This window comes from Cysteiniphilum marinum (assembly GCF_014857925.1).
Lineage (GTDB): Bacteria > Pseudomonadota > Gammaproteobacteria > Francisellales > Francisellaceae > Caedibacter > Caedibacter marinus.
The window spans coordinates 40968-59073 of record NZ_JACYVZ010000004.1 but is presented as its reverse complement, the minus strand read 5'-3'; the positions used below and the strand labels follow the sequence as shown (position 1 = coordinate 59073).

Here is an 18106-nt window from a genome sequence, read left to right as displayed (position 1 = left end):
ATTATAAAGCCTTAGCAGAATGAAGAATTTATGCCAAGGAACATACAGATGAGCGATGTAGTTACATTAGATTTACCCAAGTTTTCACAAATAGACATTGATAGCGCCAAGACTGAAGTGGAAAAGTGCATTCAGTATTGTCGTGATTTAAAAGAGCAATTACTTAAAGAGAGTAATTACACATGGGATAATTTTATTTATCCTTTGGAAGAAGCCGAAGATGTGCTTAGCAAAACTTTTGGCCCTTTGGGGCATTTAAATGCCGTTAAGAACACACCGCAGTTGCGCGAAGTCTATCAGTATTGTGTTGAGAAAATATCAGAATATTCAACACAAACTGCACAAGATGAGCGTATGTTAAAGGCATATCAAACTATTTTGCAACGTGATAAATCTTTAGATCAAGCGCAGATTAAGGCGATTAATGATGCTATTCGCAGTTTTAAATTATCAGGCGTGGACTTAGAAGGTGACAAGCGTCAGGAATTTGAGCAAGTCGTTACTAAGCTTGCCAAGTTACAAAGTGATTTTGAGAACAATGTGCTTGATGCAACGATGGCGTGGCATTATCACACATTAAATGAAGATGAATTAAAAGGTTTATCAGACAGTGTTAAAGAGCAAGCGCGCTTAAAGGCGCAAACAGAAGAAAAAGATGGGTTTATCTTAGGTCTTGACGCACCAACCTATATTTCTGTAATGCAGCAAGCAGATAATCGCAAGCTGCGCGAGACCTTTTATAAAGCTTATGTCACGCGTGCCTCGAGCGAAGCGGACAATAAAAGCTTTGATAACGCTAAGATTATGCAAGAGATTATGCGCTTAAGAGCACAAGAAGCTCGACTTTTAGGATTTAAAAACTATGCTGAAGTCTCATTAGCAACGAAGATGGCAACCTCAGTTGATGAGGTGATGCACTTTATGCATGATTTGCTACAAAAGGCAAAACCACATGCACAAAAAGAGCTGCAAGAGCTTATAGCATTTGCTAAAGCGTCTGGATTGGATGATGAGTTTAAACCATGGGATAGCGTGTATTATTCAGATAAAATGAAAAAGGCACGCTATGATTTTACCTCTGAAGAGCTGCGTCCTTACTTTCCTTTAAACCATGTAATGAAAGGCTTATTTAGTGTATTATCATCTCTTTATGGTGTCACAGCAAAAAAACGTGATGACTGGGATCGCTACCATCCACAAACAGATTTATATGAGTTTTACGATGAAGAAAAGCAACTTCGTGGGGCAATTTTAGTTGATTTCTTTGCAAGAGCACACAAGCGTGATGGTGCGTGGATGGATGAATGTCGTACGCGCTATAAGCGTCTTGATCATTCAGTGCAAACACCTGTGGCGTATGTTACTTGTAACTTTATGCCCGCCAATGAAGGTGCTGATGCGTTATTGACGCATAATGATGTATTGACTTTATTTCATGAATTTGGGCATGCCTTGCAGCATATCTTAACTCAAGTAGAGCATTTGCCTGTTTCAGGGATTAATGGTGTTGAGTGGGATGCCGTTGAGTTACCAAGTCAATTTATGGAGAATTTCTGCTGGTGCGAGGAAGGGTTACAATTGCTGTCAGAGCATGTTGAAACCAAAGAAAGCTTACCAAAAGAGCTCTTTCAGAAGCTAGTTGCCTCACGTCAGTATCAATCAGGCTTAGCGATGTTGCGTCAGCTGGAGTTTGCACTGTTTGACATGCAACTACACCAAAGTAGTGTAGAGGGTTTAGATATCCATCAAATAATAGAGGATGTGCGCCAATCAACAGCATTGTTAGAGGTGCCTAAGTTTAATCGCTTTGAAAATGGCTTTTCACATATTTTTGCAGGTGGTTATGCCGCAGGTTACTACAGTTATAAGTGGGCGGAAGTGTTATCCAGTGATGCTTTTGCTGAGTTTGAACAGGGTCAATCCGTATTAAACAAAACCATTGGTCAGAAATTTATGCAAATTATCCTGGAGACGGGCGGTTCAGCACCAGCGGCCGAGCTATTTGAGAAATTTAAAGGTCAAAAACCTTCAGTTGATGCACTACTGCGTCATAATGGTATTCTTTAGATGAGTAGAGCCATTGGTGGTGAGGCGGAAAATAGAGCCTTAACGTTTCTAGAGAATCAAGGTTTTCACTTAATTGCCAAGAATTTTCTAACACCATTAGGTGAGATCGATCTGATTGGTCAAATTGCTGATGTATTGATATTTGTTGAGGTTAAGGCGCGAAAGTCAGCACAGTTTGGCTCGGCATTAGAAATGGTGACAAAATCTAAACAGATAAAAGTGCGTAAAACAGCGCAAGTTTTTCTGCAGCAACATCGAGATTATCAACATGCCGAATGCCGCTTTGATGTCATCGGCATTACAGGAGATGACATCCAGTGGGTACAAGCAGCTTTTTAAACAGATACTTCGACAGAAAGTTATAGAAAGTTTCATTTGAATAATGAAAAAATTGTCTATAGCGCGTACAATGTGCGCAAATTTTAAAGTAGACTCAATATAATAAATGACATCATTACATAATTCTCATTCAGAAAAACCTAAGCAATATAAGGCGGTTTCGCTTATTTCTGGTGGTTTAGATTCCATGTTGGCAACCAAGGTGATTGCAGATCAAGGCATTCATGTTGAAGGGATTAATTTCTTCACTGGGTTTTGTGTCGAAGGGCATACTCATGCCATTCGTAAGAAAGATCAAAGCAAAGAAAAACGCAACAATGCCTTATGGGTTGCTGAACAGCTTGGGATAAAATTGCATATTATCGATGTAATCGAAGAGTACAAAGATGTGTTATTAAATCCAAAATATGGCTATGGAGCCAATATGAACCCGTGTTTGGATTGTAAGATTTTCATGGTCAAAAAAGCCAAAGAATGGGCGCTTGAAAATGGTTTCGATTTCATTATTACCGGTGAGGTCATTGGTCAGCGTCCGATGTCGCAACGTAAAGACACCATGCCAGTTATTCAAAAGCAATCAGGTATCGATGATTTATTATTGCGTCCATTATGTGCTAAAAATCTACCTGAAACCAAGCCTGAGCGCGAAGGGTGGGTTGATCGTGAAAAGCTATTTGGTTTTCACGGGCGCAATCGCACACCGCAATTTGAGCTAGCCAGTTCATATGGTTTTGTTGATTATGCGACTCCTGCAGGTGGTTGCTGTTTTTTAACCGATAAGCAATACTCGGACAAGTTGGTTGATTTATGGAAAGGTCGTAATGACAAGCGTGATTATGATTTTGATGACATTATGTTGTTGAAAGTTGGTCGTCACTTGCGTCCAAAGCCAGAGTTTAAATTGATTATTGCCCGCGAAGAAGGTGAAAATAACTTTTTAAATGGTTATAAGCGTCAGTTTCCACATATCACCGTTGAAAGTCATGGCGGACCACTGACATTGATCGATGGCAACTTTGACACCCAAGATGAAGCATTTGTTGCCAGAATTATTGCGCGCTTCTCACAAGGAAGAGAAGCTGACGAAGTGACTGTGCGCTTTGCTTATCCTGATGGTGTTGCACGTGAGCATACAGTGAAGCCTTTTACCGTTGATGAAGTACAGCAAGCGTGGTATGTCTGATGGAGGTTAATGTTGAGCTAGATTTACGTCGCTTATTATGTCCGATGCCTGTGATTAAAACGCAAAATGCATTAAAAAAGATGACTGCAGGTGAGCACTTAAAAGTGACGTGTACCGATCCGGGTGTCAAGCATGATATTCCTGCTTGGTGTAAGATCAATGGCTATGCTATCTTAGAACAACTTGAAGTAGATAATGAATTCATCTTTGTGATTAAGGCGTAACAAATGGATCAAGGTTTATTAAGTATTTTAGTATGTCCTGAATGTCAATCATCATTGATATATGACAAACAAAACAAGATGCTTGTGTGTAAAGCGGATAAATTGGCATACCCCATTATTGATGGCGTACCGCGTATGCTATTAGAAGAAGCCCAGAAGCTAACGCTTGAAGAAGTCAAGCACTATGAGTAAGCGCCATATTATTATTCCAGCGCGTTTGCAATCCAGTCGCCTTGCCAATAAGTTGTTACTTGATTTGGCAGGCAAACCCATTATTGAGCATGTTTATGAGCGCGCATTACAATGTGGCTTTGAGCAAGTGGTGATTGCAACAGATAGTGAAGAAATTCAGGAGGTAGCACACAGTTTTGGTGCGACAGTTTGCATGACGGCAGTAGATCATCAATCAGGCACTGATCGCTTGGCTGAAGCCGTGCATAAATTAGCAATAGCTGATGAGGATATTGTTGTTAATATCCAAGGGGATGAGCCATTAATTCCGATGGAGAATGTGATTCAAGCTGCTGATTTGTTAGTGGATAGATCGCAAGCGGTAATGGCAACTTTATGTGAGCGAATAACTGATGAAAATGAAATTCATGATCCAAATTGCGTAAAAGTTGTATTTAATCGCGAGCAATATGCGTTGTATTTTTCAAGAGCACCGATTCCATGGCAGCGTGGTGTGTTTGACCAAGATGAGATTAAGATGGGAGATCATTATCGTCATATTGGTTTATATGCCTATCGCGCGGGTTTTCTAAAGGTATATGCACGGATGGAAAAAAGTCTGTTAGAGCAAATTGAATCTTTAGAGCAGTTACGTGTGTTATGGCATAATCAAAAAATAGCAATTGCTGAAGCTAAGGCGTCAACGCCTCCTGGGATTGACACACAAGCTGATTTAGATAAAGTAAGGAAGATGTATGACAGCTTTTGTGCTCGATAAAGCTTTGGCTGATTCCAGCAGTCTCATCAAAGATCTTGGAGATATTCAATTACGATTATCAAACAATGCACTGGTGACGTGGTTTCTCATCGTACCTAAAGTGACCGTCACCGAATGGTTTGAGCTTGATATTGATATGCAACTAAGACTCAATGCTTTGATTAATACGTTATCTCGTTTCCTCAAAGAGGATTTGCGCGTTGATAAAGTCAATGTTGCAACGATTGGTAATGTAGTCTCACAAATGCATATTCATGTGATCGGACGCAAAAAGGATGATTTTTGTTGGCCTGATGTAGTGTGGGGTAACAGCAAAAGCCAAGCGTATGTGCCACATCAAAAAGATAGTCTCATTTCGAGCTTGCTAAAGCTTGTTTAAGCTGCTATGAGCCTTTGGGAACAATTCAAAAAAAACATCGATAAAATATCTAACTTTAGGCAAAACGATAGGATCTTTTTTGTAGAATATATATAAGTCAATATCTGAGTTATATTCATTTGATAGAATTTCAATGAGCTGGTTATTTTTAATTTCACTTTCAACAAAATACTCGTGGAACTGTGCAATTCCTAGACTATTGATGGTAGCCTTTTTAATGAACTCCATATCATTGATCGTCATGCCAATGTTGAGATGTTCAATTTCTTCAGCCCCTCGAATTAAATGTGGACGTCCAGCATGCTTAATAAACAGATGAGGTTTTGCTGATAGCTCTGTAAGTGTTTTTGGTAAGTCATGAGTTTTAATATATTCAGGCGATGCGCATAGTATATCGCGAGTTGTCATGATTTTGCGTGCAATAATATTTTCCTGCATGACCCAGCTGGAGCCAAAAATAATATCGATAGAAAAATCATTGAAATGGATCGGGTGTTCATGGTGAATTAACTCAACCTGAACATGAGGAAAACGTTGGCGATAAATAGTAATGATTGGCAGTATAAATTTTTCATAAGACATTGGATTACAGTTTATCTTAAGTACACCGTTTGGGCAGTCATTGATATGCTCAATAATTTCTTTTGTAATGTCAGTTTCAATCATCACTTTATTAAATTGCTGATAAAGAATGTGGCCTTCTGCAGTTGGCTTTACACTTCTTGTTGTACGTATCAAAAGTGCTATACCGATGCTTGATTCAAGTTGCCGGATGGTTTTACTGATTGCAGCAGTGCTAACATTTAAGTATTTGGCCGCTTTGCTAAATGAGCCCAGTCGCACGACGGTGATAAAAGCTTCCATATTACTTAATGATAAGGGGTAAGTACTGGGCATTGTTGAGTTCCGTTTTTACAAGATGAGCTTACTTAAGGAGATTATATTGTTATTTTATAGATTTTATAAAGTTCAATCTGGTTGCTTTTAGGAAAATTATTAACCAATGGTTAAATGTGATTAACTTGTATGGCGCTTATAATAAGAGTAGCTTGGTTTTACAATGGGAGCAATAAAAAATAATAGAGGTAATATTTATGCGTCTAAACGAAATTCAATTTGCGCTAGTTTGTTTTCTTATTGTACCAATGTCCGGTTTATGTATTGATTTGTATGCACCTTCTTTGCCAGCGATAGCCAATGCATTTTCTGTCTCAGAGGTGCTAACTAAATACTCCATATCATTTTATCTATTATCATTTGGTATTTTTCAGTTGTTTGCAGGTCCTATTACAGATAGATTTGGCAGAAAAGCACCGATGCTTGTTGGGTTGATTGGCTTCGTTATTGTCTCCTATGCTATGACATTATTAACGAGTTTTTATTTGTTTTTACTATTTAGAATCTTTCAAGGTGTATGTATTTCATTAGCAGGTGTTAGTGCCAGAGCAATTATTCCAGATGTGTTCAAAGGAAGTGAATATAAGAAAATGATGAATTACATGACAATAATCTGGGCACTAGGGCCGATAGTTGCTCCATTTATCGGAGGGTATTTGCAGCATTATTTAGGTTGGAGATCACCTTTTTATTTTCTTAGTATGTATGGAGTGATAATGTCTTTGTTAACATGTTTTATGTATCGCGAAACGCTTAAACAAAAAACAACACTTTCATTAAAATCCAGTTTTATGGGATATGCTGAGATGGCGTGCCATAACAGGTTTGTGCTAGGTACAATATGTTTGGGATTGTTATATTCGTTTTTAGTTATCTTTAGTGTCATTGGGGTTTTTGTGATTGACAATACTTTAGGCTACTCGTCGATTACGTTTGGGAAAACGGCACTTTTAATGGGATTTGGTTGGTTTTTGGGGAATATGTTAAATCGATTTTTCTTGCATTATAGTGAGACATTTAATCGTTATAAAATGTATGTGGCAATGATCATTTCAATTTTATCGTGTCTTTTTTTGGGTTTACTGCCACTTATATTTGGACAGCATTTATGGCTGTTGTGTGTGTTTATGTTTATCAGTATGTTAGCTGGAGGAGTGGTCTTTCCTAATTTTTTTGCGCTTTGTATTGGTTATTTTGCGCATAAAGCCGGCAGCGCAAATGCATTTATGGGAGCATGCTTTATTTTGTTATCAAGTGGTTTCACCTTTATTTTTGGTGCTATTGGAATTGTTTCAATTAGCGGATTAGCTGAGGTTGTTTTAGTTTTTTCAGTGATTTGTTTGATGTTGATAATGCGTTTATTTTCCCTAGATAGGAAGGAAGTCAATCAAAAAAAGAGGATTTAAAATTAAATCAGAACAAAAAAGGAGATATAAATGCCTACGAATAATTTAAATCTTGAAAGAATAGATCTCCCGCCTTGGGGGTATAGCTAAAAGCAAGTTGGCTTATGAGCAATAAAGTAAGCGTAAATTTAAAGTGGTGAAATATCTTCATATTAGTTGTTGTTCTAAAAAACGAATGCTTGTTATACCAGAAAATTCTGGCAGTTGGGATTTTATGTTTTATTGGCAGCGAGTTTTGTTACAATGTGGAAAATGTTTTAAAATGGAAAATGATGATGCTAAGTCTTATTTCACCGGCAAAAAGTCAAGATTTCAGTCAGAATGCGCCAACAGAGCTTACCAGTAATGTATTATTCGCTGAGCAAATAAAGCAGCTCGTGGCTAAGCTTAAACATTATACGCCAGATGAGTTTGAGCATTTAATGAAGATATCACCAAAGCTTGCAGAAGGTGTGTTTGATATGTATATCAACTTTGATGGCAATCACTACGGCAAAGACAATGCTAAGCAAGCATTATTTGCTTTTACAGGTGATGTTTATCGAGGTTTGGATGCGCTTACTTTATCACCGGCACAAATTGATTATGCGCAAGAGCATTTGCTAATGATTTCAGGCTTATATGGATTGATTCGACCATTGGATTTAATTCAGGCATATCGTTTGGAAATGGGGACTAAGTTTTATATCGATGATGTGTTGCTATATGATTTCTGGCGAGAAAGGTTAACAAAGAAGTTAAATGGCATTGTTAAAGAGAATAATCACCAAGTAATCGTTAATTTAGCATCGAATGAATACAGTAAAGTAATTGATAAGAAAATGATTAAAGCGACATGGCTTGAAGTTGATTTTAAAGAATTCCATAAAGATAAATATCAAACCATTGCGCTTTTTGCCAAGCGTGCGCGTGGTCGAATGGTGCGCTATATTATCGACAATAACATTAATGATATAGAAGCGCTTAAAGGCTTTGATTATGATGGTTATGTCTTTAATCCAGAATTCTCGCGCGATAAATCATTTTGCTTTACTCGAGTCAAACCATGAGGATCAAGCTACTTGCCCTAGGTGAGAAAATGCCAGCGTGGGTACAAGAGGGCGTTAATGAATACCAAAAGCGATTAACGGGATCATCTGTTCAGTTACAGGTGGTTGAGTTACCTATTGCCAAGCGCACAAAAACAGGTTCAATTGATGGATGGTTGGCACAAGAAGCGAAAACAGTATTATCCAAGCTGAATGAGCAAGATCATTTAGTTATTTTGGATGTGCAATCAAAGCTTATTAGTACTGAAGAGCTTGCGCAAAAAATGGAAAACTGGCAGCAAAACACACCAAACGTTGCGATTTTGATCGGTGGCCCAGATGGAATTGATGATTCGATCAAACGTTTGGCAAAGGAGAAAATATCGCTGTCAAAAATGACCTTCCCGCATCCGATTGTACGCATTATTTTTGCCGAGCAGATCTATCGTGCGTGGACAATTTTACAGGGTCATCCCTATCATAAATAGCGAATTGCTGAGAAATAATGATGGAATATGTTTAATATATTGTCAGGGTTTTGCTCACATTCCTCATAAATGAAATCAAGATTCTTGGGGAAATGCATAATCTTCTTTTTGGTCACTGACTCAAGCCAACCATGAATATTAAGCTCTTCAGGGTAGGTTGCGGTCATTTCAAGATAGCTAAAAGTAATACCATCATCTGAATAAGAAATATAGATAATCGTTAATTGCCCTTTGTGATCACGGATCTTGATCGGCAGTTTGAGGGCATCATCTTCATTAGCTAATTTCATATATCTTGCAGTGGATTACTAATGAGCTTAAGTCTAACAGGTATTTTAATACATGCAAATCAGGTAATTATTTTGAATTTAATTTATGGAGTTAAATCTGGGAAAATATTTAGATATCATGGCGGAATGGACGGGACTCGAACCCGCGACCCCCTGCGTGACAGGCAGGTATTCTAACCAGCTGAACTACCACTCCGCTTTTGATGGTGCCGACACCAGGACTTGAACCCGGAACCTGCCGATTACAAGTCGGCTGCTCTACCAGTTGAGCCATGTCGGCAACAGAAAGGCATTCTATAGATTTCCGATTAGATGTCAACGCCTAATTTTTAAAAATAATGAAATATTTGCTACACCCATCACAAATCATGTTGTGGTGTTTGGTATCAGTTGATCAAGGGTTGACAATAAGTGACTGTGCAAAGCTTTGAGTGATTAGTTGAGGGCGTGTAATGGCTGAACCAACAACGATAGCATATGCGCCAGATTGATAAGCTCTATTTGCCTCTATTGGCGTGGAAATTCCTCCTTCAGAAATAACAGGTGTTGTTAGTGCTGAAGATAGTTTCTGTACTAGCTTGATATTAGGTAATGGGGTATTTCGTGTATCCTTGGTATAACCGCTTAATGTTGTAGCAATGAGATCAAATCCAAGCTCATGTGCATAGATGCCTTCATCAAATGTCGCACAATCAGCCATGAGAAAAAGCTCTGGAAACTGGCAACGAATCTGATGTACAAATTGAGCCAATGTTTGTTTATTAGGTCTTTGTCTTGCCGTTGCATCAAGCGCAATGATCTCGCAACCTGAACTTGCAAGTTCATTGATCTCATTCATTGTTGCAGTAATAAAAACTTGGGAATCTGGATAATCTCTTTTAACAATCCCAATAATGGGTAAATCGACTTCTTTTTTAATGGTAGCAATATCGATGGCAGAGTTTGCGCGAATGGCAATAGCGCCACCTTGTTTGGCAGCTAATGCCATTTTTGCCATGATGTATGGACTATGCAGTGGCTCATCACTAAGTGCTTGACATGACACAATTAAGCCGCGAGGTAAAATGTTGGTAATAGATGTTGGCATCGATGCTCTCCTAATATTATCTATGCGTAAGAATAATCACGGTTTTGTGTTATATGATAGGCGCCCATTAATCCGGCAGTATTTTCAAGCTTTGCTTTGATCACTTTAATGGTGCGATGTGCGGGTAAGTATTTGGCTTGTAGTGCATGATTGATGTCGTTAAATAAAAAATCACCTTGAGAAGAGATAGCCCCTCCTAGAATAATTACTTCCGGATCAAGTAGATAAATCGCACTTAAAAGCCCGTCACTTAAGTTGTGAATAAATGTTTCATACACAGTAAGTGCATATTTCTCTTTTGCTTTTACTTGCTCAAAAAATTCAACACCATTGAGTTTATGGCCACTTATTATATGATAATGCTCAAGGATGCCGCGAGTTGATACGACCTTGTCAATACACGAATTGTTGGTGTTAAGGTAGCCGATCGCCGCAGCGCAGTTATGGGCACCTTTATAGAGCTTGCGATTAAGGATAAAAGCACCACCAACACCCGTGCCGAGTGTTAAGCATAGAAAGTTATTAGCATCTTTGGCAGCACCCATTTGCATCTCACCTAATGCTGCACAATAGGCATCATTCTCAACATAAGTATTAATGTTAGTCGCTGTGGTCAACGCTTTGACAAGCTTGCAACCACTATAATCAGGCAGGTTGTCATTAGCGTAAATAATTGTGCCATGCTGACTATCAACTTGACCGGCGCTACTGATGCCGATATTGCTAATGGATTCGCTAATCATTAGCTGTTGTATGAAGTCAATTAATGCCTTTGGGATAGTGCTTTGGCAGTTTGTTTTAGGTGTTGGGAATTTACCGTGATCATGCAATTTACCTTGTTGGTCAATCAAGCCATGTTTTATGTAAGTGCCGCCGATATCAAAGCATAGTGTTTTCATCGTTTATGAGTTCCGTGTTAGCCGTTTAGACCGTTTTTTCATTTCTTATAGGCTCATCAACGGTTGCGTAGGTTAAGCCTGTGACTGTTTTAGATGTGCGAAAAATAAAACTCAGTAGGTAACTTAAAATCATGCTTAAGAGCACACCAACAAGTCCATAATACATGAAATAAATATCAGTTTTGGTCACAAAGTAAAGAATAACCACACTGATAAGTACTGCGAAGAATACGGCATTACCACTAACGCGCTTAGAGAATATGCCGATAATAAACGCGCCAGCAATAGGCCCGCCAAATAATCCTAAAATTGATTGGAAAAAAATCTGCAGGTGTGATTGATTGGTTACAGTCATATACAAGGCAATAATAGTGCCAATAATGCCTGCAATGATAATAACCAATCTTGCAATGAGTACCGCTGTTTTTTCGGAAGTTTTATTGAAAAAGCGTTCAGTGATATCGGTAACAAAGCATGCTGATATACTGTTGAGGCTACTTGATATCGTCGATTGTGCAGCAGCAAAAATCGCCGCGATAATAAAGCCTGCAATACCAATGGGCATTTGCGTCACAATAAAATAAGGCACGATAGAGTCGAGATTAAAACCAGTGGGTAAATCAGCACTATGTTGTTGATAGTAAATAAACAGTAAAGTACCCATGCCAAAGAAGATAAAAATTACTAAGAAAGCAAGTTTAGCATTGAGATAAATGGCTTTATTGGTTTCTTTGATATCTTTCGTTGCATTATATCTTTGTACGACATCTTGGCTACCGATGTATTGATAAAGGCTGTTAAATATGCCGCCAATAAAAATGCCAATGATTGTTGCGTGGAATAGACTGAACTCGAAATTATTTTTTGTTAAGAGCTTGCCTGAGGCGACTGCATGATAGATTTCATGTCCTGGATTATGGATCTTGGCAATCAAGAAAATAATAATCAATAGCGCGCCACCTAAGAGTAGGATGCCTTGGATGACATCTGCCCAAATAACCCCTTCAATCCCACCTAGAAAAGTATAGATAATACATAATACACCAATGGCAACTGCCCAGCCAGGAACACGACCTCCCGCCTTGAAAAAGTTGTCTGTATCTTTACCACTGCGTTTTGAGAAATAAATGCCAATGGCAAGCATACCAAGTAAATATATGATCAACACGCAATAGTTGACTATGCCTAACTCTATTTTCATGTCTGCCCTCCAGTATGTATTGGTTTTATGGTAAATTAAAATTTAGAAATATTGTGCCTTGAGCGCTTTTAGCTCATTAAGTCTTTTATCAGAAATTGCTTTAAATGGCTTTTTGCATATCCCTGCGTTTACATCATGCAGAGTAAGCATTGCTTTAAGCGATTGAAAGAAACTCTCTTTTAGTAAAGCAGAAATAATATCATTACACTCATTTTGCAATTTGCGTGCTTGTGCTAACTGATCGTTGTCAACAGCTTCTAATATGCCGCGAGCGCGAGCGCTGTTGATGTTGTAGGTGCTACCAATAGCGCCATCAATGCCGATAGCCGCAGAAGGAAGCAATAGCTCATCAAATCCCGAGTAGATGATCTTATCACTAAATTTCTCACGCAGGCGTTCCAGTAAAAACAAATCAGCTGCTGTGAATTTTACGCCAATAACATTTTTAATGGCAAAAAGCTCGGCAAATTGTTCAAGGCTCATATTGACACCTGTGAGCATTGGAATGGTGTATATCACCAGTTTGTTATTGACTGCGTGCGCAATGGATTGGTAGTAATCTTTAACTTCAGTGAAATCAAACTTGTAATAAAAAGGTGTCACCGCAGAAATGGCATCATAACCTAATTCAGTTGCATATTGTCCAAGCTCAATGGCTTCTTGCAGATTAGGTGAGCCGACTTGTGCAATTAGAGTGACTTGGCTCTTAGCTTCAGATTTGGTGATACTAAATACTTTTTTCTTATCAGCAGTTGATAGCATAAAGTTCTCACCCGTGCTGCCACCAACATATAAACCATCAACTTTTTGTACATCAATATTAAAACGAATGATCTCTCTTAATCCCGCTTCATCAATATTGCCGTGCTCATCAAATGCCACCATAAGTGCTGAAAATATACCTTTCATTTTGTTTACCTCATTTAGTTTTTTACTTTGATTCCTGTTGTTATTTTTTGTGTTCGCGTGAACATTTCAATTTAAAATTTTTCAGTTTAGGTTCTCTTTATAAATTATCTCGCTTTTGACTAATACGTTATGGTTGATATCAAGTCGCTCGCCATGTAGTGCTAAAAATAAATGCTTCGCCGCAAGATAGCTTTGCTGAGCGTGATCTTCTTTTATGGTTGCTAGAATTTGACCTTCTTTGATGAGCTGCTTGATATTAGCACTCATACCGTTACTGATAATGTATAGATTAATATCAGGATGCTTCTTATTTTGCTTATTTATGGCAGTGACAATTTCTGCAAGGTAGCGACTGCTATAAATTGCTTTGACGTTGTCGGTAAGATATTTATCTATGAGTATGTCAATGTTTTGCAAAATATGTTCAAAATAGATGGGACCTTCAGTAAGGATGTTGCTTGCTTTAGCTCCGTTACAAAAACCTTCAAGGTACTGCTTTGAAGAGATATTATCGCTTTCGGTATCCAAGATAAGTACTTTTTCATGACCGCGTAGCAAGGGGGACAAAATATTTGCTGTCATTTTTCCTGATTTCACATAGTTGCTGCCAATGTGTGGAATATCCTGTGAAATCGGGATGTCCAGTGTCATAAATTGGATACTTGAGTTTTGCTGAATAAGCTTCTTAACCTGCTCTTTATGCTGTGGAATGATGATAATGCCATCAGCTGCATCTTGTTTTATTATCTTTTGTAATAGCTTGATCTGCTCATCAGGTGAATTAATATCAGTTTTAACAATCTCTAGCGAAAAATTGTAGTTTTTAAACTCATTTCTGGCTTTTGTTAGCCCATTGGTCATTTCTAAACAATAATTTTCATTAATGGATTCAATGAGAAATGCATAAATTTTCTTAGGTGTCTTACTGGCTAATGAACTGCCAATTAGGTTCTTCTGGTAACCCAGTTTTGTTGCTAGCGCAATGACTTTGTCACGTGTCTCAGGCTTAATGCTAGCATTGCCTGCCAAGGCACGTGCAACGGTTGTGCGTGATAGGTTAAGCTGTTTAGCAATTTCTTCTTGGGTGATCATAACTATCTTTTAATGTTCGCGTGAACATTAAAGTAAATCAATAAAGCGCAAGTGTCAAATATTTGTGTAAATTAAATACATTATTGTGTTTTATGTTATTTGGGTATTTTGAGTGATGCAGTAAGGTTTTATATTTTTTTTATATTTCCGAATAAAAGGCCTATCGAATTTTTATTCTCATCACTCGTACAATTTAGCCTGAGTGATTATTGTCAACATTAAGAGAGGTTTTAGATGACAATATTTTCAGGCGTGATAATGGCAGTATTAGCCATTTATATGATTATTGTTTTAATTTTCCCAGAGCGATTTTAGGTAAAAGTATGTATCACAATATTTGGTTATTCGTTATTTTTATTGGCGTTTTGTTAGTTATTACAAAGCCATTAGGAACATATATTTATAATGTTTATCATGGACGAAGAACGTTTTTAGATTGGTTTGCTTCACCACTTGAATCTGGTTATGGCAAGTTAATTGGCTCTCATCTGAATAAAGAACAAAGTGCTAAACAATATTTATTGAGTTTGTTAGTGTTTTCGCTATTCGCACTTTTTTTTGTGTTTATTATATTGATGTTGCAGGCTTTCTTGCCTCTAAATCCACAGCATATTGAGAATATGACGTGGCATCAGGCATTTAATACCGCAGCAAGCTTTGTTTCTAATACCAACTGGCAAAGCTACTCCGGTGAAACTGGGGTGAGTTATTTTTCACAGATGGCAGCATTGGCTGTGCAAAATTTTGTCTCTGCTGCTGTAGGCATATCGGTAGCTATCGCTTTGTTTCGTGGCATTGCGAGAAACAATGAAACAACAATTGGTAATTTCTGGCAATACTTAGAGATTATGCGCTACGTTTAGCCGCTTCGCATGTTGGTGAAGATGTACGCTCATATAAGAAGCTTTATGATTCACATGCCAATATTGCTGCCTCACCTTGTGTGCTGGTTTGTTGTGCCTATGATGCGTCAACACCAAGATTGCTTAGAAAGGGCAAACAGCTTGCCACAATCGCCAATGCACGATTATTAGCGATATTTATTCATAACCCACAAAAGCAACTATCGCGTGTGAAACTAAGGGAAATTAGACGTTATAAAACACTGGCACTTGAGTTGGGCTATCAATTAGAACATATTTCAGGTGGCAGGTTATCAAAAGCGATTATTCGCTATGCCAATGATCACAATGTCACTGATATTGTCATTGGTAAGTCAAGACGGGCTAAGTGGCTAGATTGGCTGTTGGGGTCAGTTGTTTATGATGTGATTCGTCATAGTGAGCATAAGCAAGTGCATGTGATTAGTACGCATAAAGCGCGTCTCTCTGACCTTTTCTCACGCTTTAAAGAAACTAAACAAAGTAGCAATACAACGTGGATGAATGTCACTAAAGCATTAGCAATTACGTTTGTCTCTGGGCTCTTTATTTTCTTTGGATTAAGTTTTGTCGGTTTATCTGGGCAATCACTTATTCTGGTACTGCTTTTGATATTATGCGCTTATCGCTATGGGCTTAAAGCATCAATCGCCTCGTCGATTCTAAGTTTTATAATGTACATGTATATGTATTTGACGCCTACTTTTCAATTTACGATAGGCACCTTTTCGCAAGTCATTACCTTTATCATATTTATGTTAGTTGTTTTGATAGTGAGCCAACTAACGGCACGTACGCGCCGCTCATTAAAGGTATTGCGCTCACGTGAAAAGACTTTATCGATGCTTTATAAATTCTCCAATGAGATTACGATCAAGCAAAAAGAGCAGTCGTTTTATCAGCGCTTTTTAGCAGCCTTAGCGCAGTACTTTGATTATGAGTTTGCATTTATTGTCGCTGATGATCATAAGTTATATGAGATCATTCCCAATGCATGTCAGTTAAGTGATAAAGAGCAAGCCGCAGTGCGTTGGTGTTGGAGCAATAAAACAGCTTGTGGTAAAAGCACGCAAACCTTTAGCGCGTTACCGTGGTATTTTGAGCCACTGATTGTTGATGGGCGTATGCTTGGCATTATTGCCATTTGTGTGAAGTTTGAATATAAAATCGAAGCTTTCATGTTTGATCAAATACTCATTAAAACAATGCTGTCACATGTTGCTAATGCATTATTACAACAGCGTTTATCCCAACAAGAGCAAGAAGCGATGATTTTAAAAGAGCAGGAAAAGCTGCAAAAAACATTGCTATCATCGGTGTCTCACGATTTAAAAACACCATTGGCATCTATCACCGGTGCCTTATCTAGCGTATTAAGCTACGAGGAGATGTTTTCCAAAGAGGATAAAGTCGAGATGCTTACTGTTGCCTTAGAGGAAAGCAGGCGCTTAGATCAATATATCGATCATATTCTACAGATGTTGAAGTTTAGCGCAGGTATCACCATTAATAAGCAAAACGTGCCGTTAAAGAGATTAATTAGCGAGGTGCTGACTATTGCCAAAAAGCGTTTTGTGAGTCACCAGTTTAAGCTGCAATGTCTTGATAAAGACCTTGTGATTAATGGTGATAAGTTGTTATTGGAGCAGGTTTTGCTTAATCTAATATCCAATGCGGTTAAGTTTAGTGCGGCTAACAGTCAAATCACTTTGAGTTTAAAGTGTATAAACACTTCGGCAGTCATTGAGGTCATTGATCAAGGCATTGGACTTGAGCAGACCGAGCTAGAGAGTGTATTCTCAATTTTTCATCGACTCAAAAAATCAGATAGTTATACTAAAGGGCATGGACTGGGTCTTGCCATTTGTAAGGATATTATTACAGCCCATCATGGTGAGATTTATGCTGCCAGTGAGGGTACTCATAAAGGCAGTACATTTATTGTTAAATTACCGATAGTGAATCCATATGAATAAGAAAATATTATTAATTGATGATGAAGCGCAAATTCGCAAATTCTTGAAAAAAACCTTATTGGTTCTTGGCTATGATGTCTATGATGCCGTCAGTGCTGAACACGCGACAGAGATTTTAAACCAGCAGCATCCGGATCTTATTCTATTAGATCTAGGCTTACCTGATCAGGATGGACAAAAATGGTTAGCAAATCTAAGAGTTAAGCACCTGCACATGCCAGTGATTGTGGTATCCGCAAGATGCGATGGTGATGAAGTAGTCAAAGCACTTGAGCATGGTGCGAATGATTATGTCAGAAAACCGTTTGATATGCCTGAGCTCGTTGCGCGTATCAAACGTAACCTTGAGCTTGTCGATGCGTTTAAAGCTGAGGACAAGGCAGCAGAGTCCGTTTATCGATTTGAAAATATGCGTGTTCATATTGCCGATCATCGCGTGATGATCAATGATGAAGTGGTTCATTTATCAAAAAAAGAATTTCTGCTGTTGAGTGTGTTTTGTCGAAATGCGGGTAAACTATTGACCCAAAATCAGATCTTGCAGCAGATATGGGGCGAGTATTTCTCTGATGAAGTACAGTACTTGCGTGTCTATGTCGGGCAATTGCGTAAAAAGCTTTCTGCTTGTACTAAACAGCCATTGATTACAACCGAGTCCGGCGTGGGATATCGGTTTGTTAAGGTGGATGTTTATCAATAGAGAATGATCAAAAAATAGATGGTACTATTTCTCACCTCTTTCCTTACGGGAGAGGTCGTAGAGTATAGGCGACACGGGTGAGGAGTGATTCAACTTATTTATTCATCTATA

General features: G+C 38.3%; 19 protein-coding genes, 2 tRNA genes and 1 pseudogene. 13 read left to right on the top strand and 9 right to left on the bottom strand.

The window, feature by feature from the left end; translation table 11 throughout:
- The first annotated feature begins 48 nt into the window (after window positions 1–48).
- The 7 genes from IE867_RS03665 to IE867_RS03635 all read left to right on the top strand — a co-directional run bounded on the left by IE867_RS03665 (window position 49) and on the right by IE867_RS03635 (window position 5141).
- Complete coding sequence (locus IE867_RS03665) at window positions 49–2067, top strand: M3 family metallopeptidase (protein ID WP_192483428.1); 2019 nt, start codon at window positions 49–51, stop codon at window positions 2065–2067.
- Window positions 2068–2406, top strand: coding sequence for a YraN family protein (locus IE867_RS03660; RefSeq protein ID WP_192483427.1), 339 nt, complete (start codon window positions 2068–2070; stop codon window positions 2404–2406).
- A gap of 106 nt (window positions 2407–2512) precedes the next feature.
- Window positions 2513–3589: a tRNA (5-methylaminomethyl-2-thiouridylate)-methyltransferase gene (locus IE867_RS03655; protein ID WP_192483426.1), complete on the top strand. Its 1077-nt coding sequence runs from the start codon at window positions 2513–2515 to the stop codon at window positions 3587–3589.
- The gene (locus IE867_RS03650; RefSeq protein WP_192483425.1) at window positions 3589–3813 is read left to right on the top strand and encodes a sulfurtransferase TusA family protein; all 225 of its coding nucleotides are present in this window, start codon (window positions 3589–3591) and stop codon (window positions 3811–3813) included. Before IE867_RS03655 ends, IE867_RS03650 begins: the two co-directional genes overlap by 1 nt.
- 3 nt (window positions 3814–3816) lie before the next feature.
- Window positions 3817–4005 (top strand): Trm112 family protein, encoded by a 189-nt coding sequence (locus IE867_RS03645; protein WP_192483424.1) that lies wholly within the window; start codon window positions 3817–3819, stop codon window positions 4003–4005.
- Window positions 3998–4762, top strand: coding sequence for a 3-deoxy-manno-octulosonate cytidylyltransferase (gene kdsB / locus IE867_RS03640; protein ID WP_192483423.1), 765 nt, complete (start codon window positions 3998–4000; stop codon window positions 4760–4762). The genes IE867_RS03645 and kdsB overlap by 8 nt, the downstream gene beginning before the upstream one ends.
- Window positions 4740–5141 (top strand): HIT family protein, encoded by a 402-nt coding sequence (locus IE867_RS03635; protein ID WP_192483422.1) that lies wholly within the window; start codon window positions 4740–4742, stop codon window positions 5139–5141. The genes kdsB and IE867_RS03635 overlap by 23 nt, the downstream gene beginning before the upstream one ends.
- Here the strand turns inward: IE867_RS03635 and IE867_RS03630 are convergent.
- A complete protein-coding gene (locus tag IE867_RS03630; RefSeq protein WP_192483421.1) occupies window positions 5127–6005 on the bottom strand; it encodes a LysR family transcriptional regulator in 879 nt (292 codons plus the stop codon). The two genes, IE867_RS03635 and IE867_RS03630, sit on opposite strands and share 15 nt — an antisense overlap.
- 230 nt (window positions 6006–6235) lie before the next feature.
- On the opposite strand from IE867_RS03630, the gene IE867_RS03625 reads away from it, so the two are divergent.
- The 3 genes from IE867_RS03625 (at window position 6236) to rlmH (ending at window position 8960) form a co-directional block, all read left to right on the top strand.
- A complete protein-coding gene (locus IE867_RS03625; protein ID WP_192483420.1) occupies window positions 6236–7444 on the top strand; it encodes an MFS transporter in 1209 nt (402 codons plus the stop codon).
- Between the two features lie 275 nt (window positions 7445–7719).
- A complete protein-coding gene (yaaA, locus tag IE867_RS03620; RefSeq protein ID WP_192483419.1) occupies window positions 7720–8493 on the top strand; it encodes a peroxide stress protein YaaA in 774 nt (257 codons plus the stop codon).
- Between the two features lie 29 nt (window positions 8494–8522).
- Window positions 8523–8960 carry a 23S rRNA (pseudouridine(1915)-N(3))-methyltransferase RlmH gene (rlmH, locus tag IE867_RS03615; RefSeq protein WP_235998602.1) on the top strand — a complete coding sequence of 146 codons (438 nt, stop codon included), beginning with the start codon at window positions 8523–8525 and terminating at the stop codon, window positions 8958–8960.
- Here rlmH and IE867_RS03610 read toward each other — a convergent pair.
- The 8 genes from IE867_RS03610 to IE867_RS03575 all read right to left on the bottom strand — a co-directional run bounded on the left by IE867_RS03610 (window position 8951) and on the right by IE867_RS03575 (window position 14438).
- Entirely contained in the window at window positions 8951–9250 is a 300-nt protein-coding gene (locus IE867_RS03610) for a hypothetical protein (RefSeq protein ID WP_192483417.1), read from the bottom strand. The two genes, rlmH and IE867_RS03610, sit on opposite strands and share 10 nt — an antisense overlap.
- Before the next feature lie 119 nt (window positions 9251–9369).
- Window positions 9370–9446 (bottom strand) — tRNA-Asp (locus tag IE867_RS03605).
- An 8-nt stretch (window positions 9447–9454) separates the two neighbouring features.
- Window positions 9455–9530 (bottom strand) — tRNA-Thr (locus IE867_RS03600).
- Window positions 9531–9644: 114 nt separating this feature from the next.
- Entirely contained in the window at window positions 9645–10337 is a 693-nt protein-coding gene (locus tag IE867_RS03595) for an N-acetylmannosamine-6-phosphate 2-epimerase (RefSeq protein ID WP_192483416.1), read from the bottom strand.
- 20 nt (window positions 10338–10357) lie between these two features.
- Entirely contained in the window at window positions 10358–11236 is an 879-nt protein-coding gene (locus tag IE867_RS03590) for an ROK family protein (RefSeq protein WP_192483415.1), read from the bottom strand.
- 25 nt (window positions 11237–11261) lie between these two features.
- Complete coding sequence (locus IE867_RS03585; RefSeq protein WP_192483414.1) at window positions 11262–12437, bottom strand: sodium:solute symporter family transporter; 1176 nt, start codon at window positions 12435–12437, stop codon at window positions 11262–11264.
- A gap of 42 nt (window positions 12438–12479) precedes the next feature.
- Entirely contained in the window at window positions 12480–13346 is an 867-nt protein-coding gene (locus tag IE867_RS03580) for an N-acetylneuraminate lyase (RefSeq protein WP_192483413.1), read from the bottom strand.
- Between the two features lie 81 nt (window positions 13347–13427).
- The gene (locus tag IE867_RS03575; protein ID WP_192483412.1) at window positions 13428–14438 is read right to left on the bottom strand and encodes a LacI family DNA-binding transcriptional regulator; all 1011 of its coding nucleotides are present in this window, start codon (window positions 14436–14438) and stop codon (window positions 13428–13430) included.
- A gap of 323 nt (window positions 14439–14761) precedes the next feature.
- On the opposite strand from IE867_RS03575, the pseudogene IE867_RS03565 reads away from it, so the two are divergent.
- The 3 genes and pseudogenes from IE867_RS03565 to IE867_RS03555 form a co-directional block, all read left to right on the top strand.
- Window positions 14762–15280 (top strand): annotated as a pseudogene (locus tag IE867_RS03565) (potassium-transporting ATPase subunit KdpA); the annotation flags it as partial.
- A 101-nt stretch (window positions 15281–15381) separates the two neighbouring features.
- A complete protein-coding gene (locus IE867_RS03560) occupies window positions 15382–17295 on the top strand; it encodes an ATP-binding protein (RefSeq protein ID WP_192483411.1) in 1914 nt (637 codons plus the stop codon).
- Window positions 17288–17995 carry a response regulator transcription factor gene (locus IE867_RS03555; RefSeq protein ID WP_192483410.1) on the top strand — a complete coding sequence of 236 codons (708 nt, stop codon included), beginning with the start codon at window positions 17288–17290 and terminating at the stop codon, window positions 17993–17995. The genes IE867_RS03560 and IE867_RS03555 overlap by 8 nt, the downstream gene beginning before the upstream one ends.
- The last annotated feature ends 111 nt before the right edge of the window (window positions 17996–18106 follow it).

Excerpts from the sequence above, each read along its gene's own strand:
- IE867_RS03665 (WP_192483428.1), top strand. The coding sequence starts at position 49 with ATGAGCGATGTAGTTACATTAGATTTACCCAAGTTTTCACAAATAGAC.
- IE867_RS03660 (WP_192483427.1), top strand. The coding sequence starts at position 2,068 with ATGAGTAGAGCCATTGGTGGTGAGGCGGAAAATAGAGCCTTAACGTTT.
- IE867_RS03655 (WP_192483426.1), top strand. The coding sequence starts at position 2,513 with ATGACATCATTACATAATTCTCATTCAGAAAAACCTAAGCAATATAAG.
- IE867_RS03650 (WP_192483425.1), top strand. The coding sequence starts at position 3,589 with ATGGAGGTTAATGTTGAGCTAGATTTACGTCGCTTATTATGTCCGATG.
- IE867_RS03645 (WP_192483424.1), top strand. The coding sequence starts at position 3,817 with ATGGATCAAGGTTTATTAAGTATTTTAGTATGTCCTGAATGTCAATCA.
- kdsB (WP_192483423.1), top strand. The coding sequence starts at position 3,998 with ATGAGTAAGCGCCATATTATTATTCCAGCGCGTTTGCAATCCAGTCGC.
- IE867_RS03635 (WP_192483422.1), top strand. The coding sequence starts at position 4,740 with ATGACAGCTTTTGTGCTCGATAAAGCTTTGGCTGATTCCAGCAGTCTC.
- IE867_RS03630 (WP_192483421.1), bottom strand. The coding sequence starts at position 6,005 with ATGGAAGCTTTTATCACCGTCGTGCGACTGGGCTCATTTAGCAAAGCG.
- IE867_RS03625 (WP_192483420.1), top strand. The coding sequence starts at position 6,236 with ATGCGTCTAAACGAAATTCAATTTGCGCTAGTTTGTTTTCTTATTGTA.
- yaaA (WP_192483419.1), top strand. The coding sequence starts at position 7,720 with ATGCTAAGTCTTATTTCACCGGCAAAAAGTCAAGATTTCAGTCAGAAT.
- rlmH (WP_235998602.1), top strand. The coding sequence starts at position 8,523 with ATGCCAGCGTGGGTACAAGAGGGCGTTAATGAATACCAAAAGCGATTA.
- IE867_RS03610 (WP_192483417.1), bottom strand. The coding sequence starts at position 9,250 with ATGAAATTAGCTAATGAAGATGATGCCCTCAAACTGCCGATCAAGATC.
- IE867_RS03595 (WP_192483416.1), bottom strand. The coding sequence starts at position 10,337 with ATGCCAACATCTATTACCAACATTTTACCTCGCGGCTTAATTGTGTCA.
- IE867_RS03590 (WP_192483415.1), bottom strand. The coding sequence starts at position 11,236 with ATGAAAACACTATGCTTTGATATCGGCGGCACTTACATAAAACATGGC.
- IE867_RS03585 (WP_192483414.1), bottom strand. The coding sequence starts at position 12,437 with ATGAAAATAGAGTTAGGCATAGTCAACTATTGCGTGTTGATCATATAT.
- IE867_RS03580 (WP_192483413.1), bottom strand. The coding sequence starts at position 13,346 with ATGAAAGGTATATTTTCAGCACTTATGGTGGCATTTGATGAGCACGGC.
- IE867_RS03575 (WP_192483412.1), bottom strand. The coding sequence starts at position 14,438 with ATGATCACCCAAGAAGAAATTGCTAAACAGCTTAACCTATCACGCACA.
- IE867_RS03555 (WP_192483410.1), top strand. The coding sequence starts at position 17,288 with ATGAATAAGAAAATATTATTAATTGATGATGAAGCGCAAATTCGCAAA.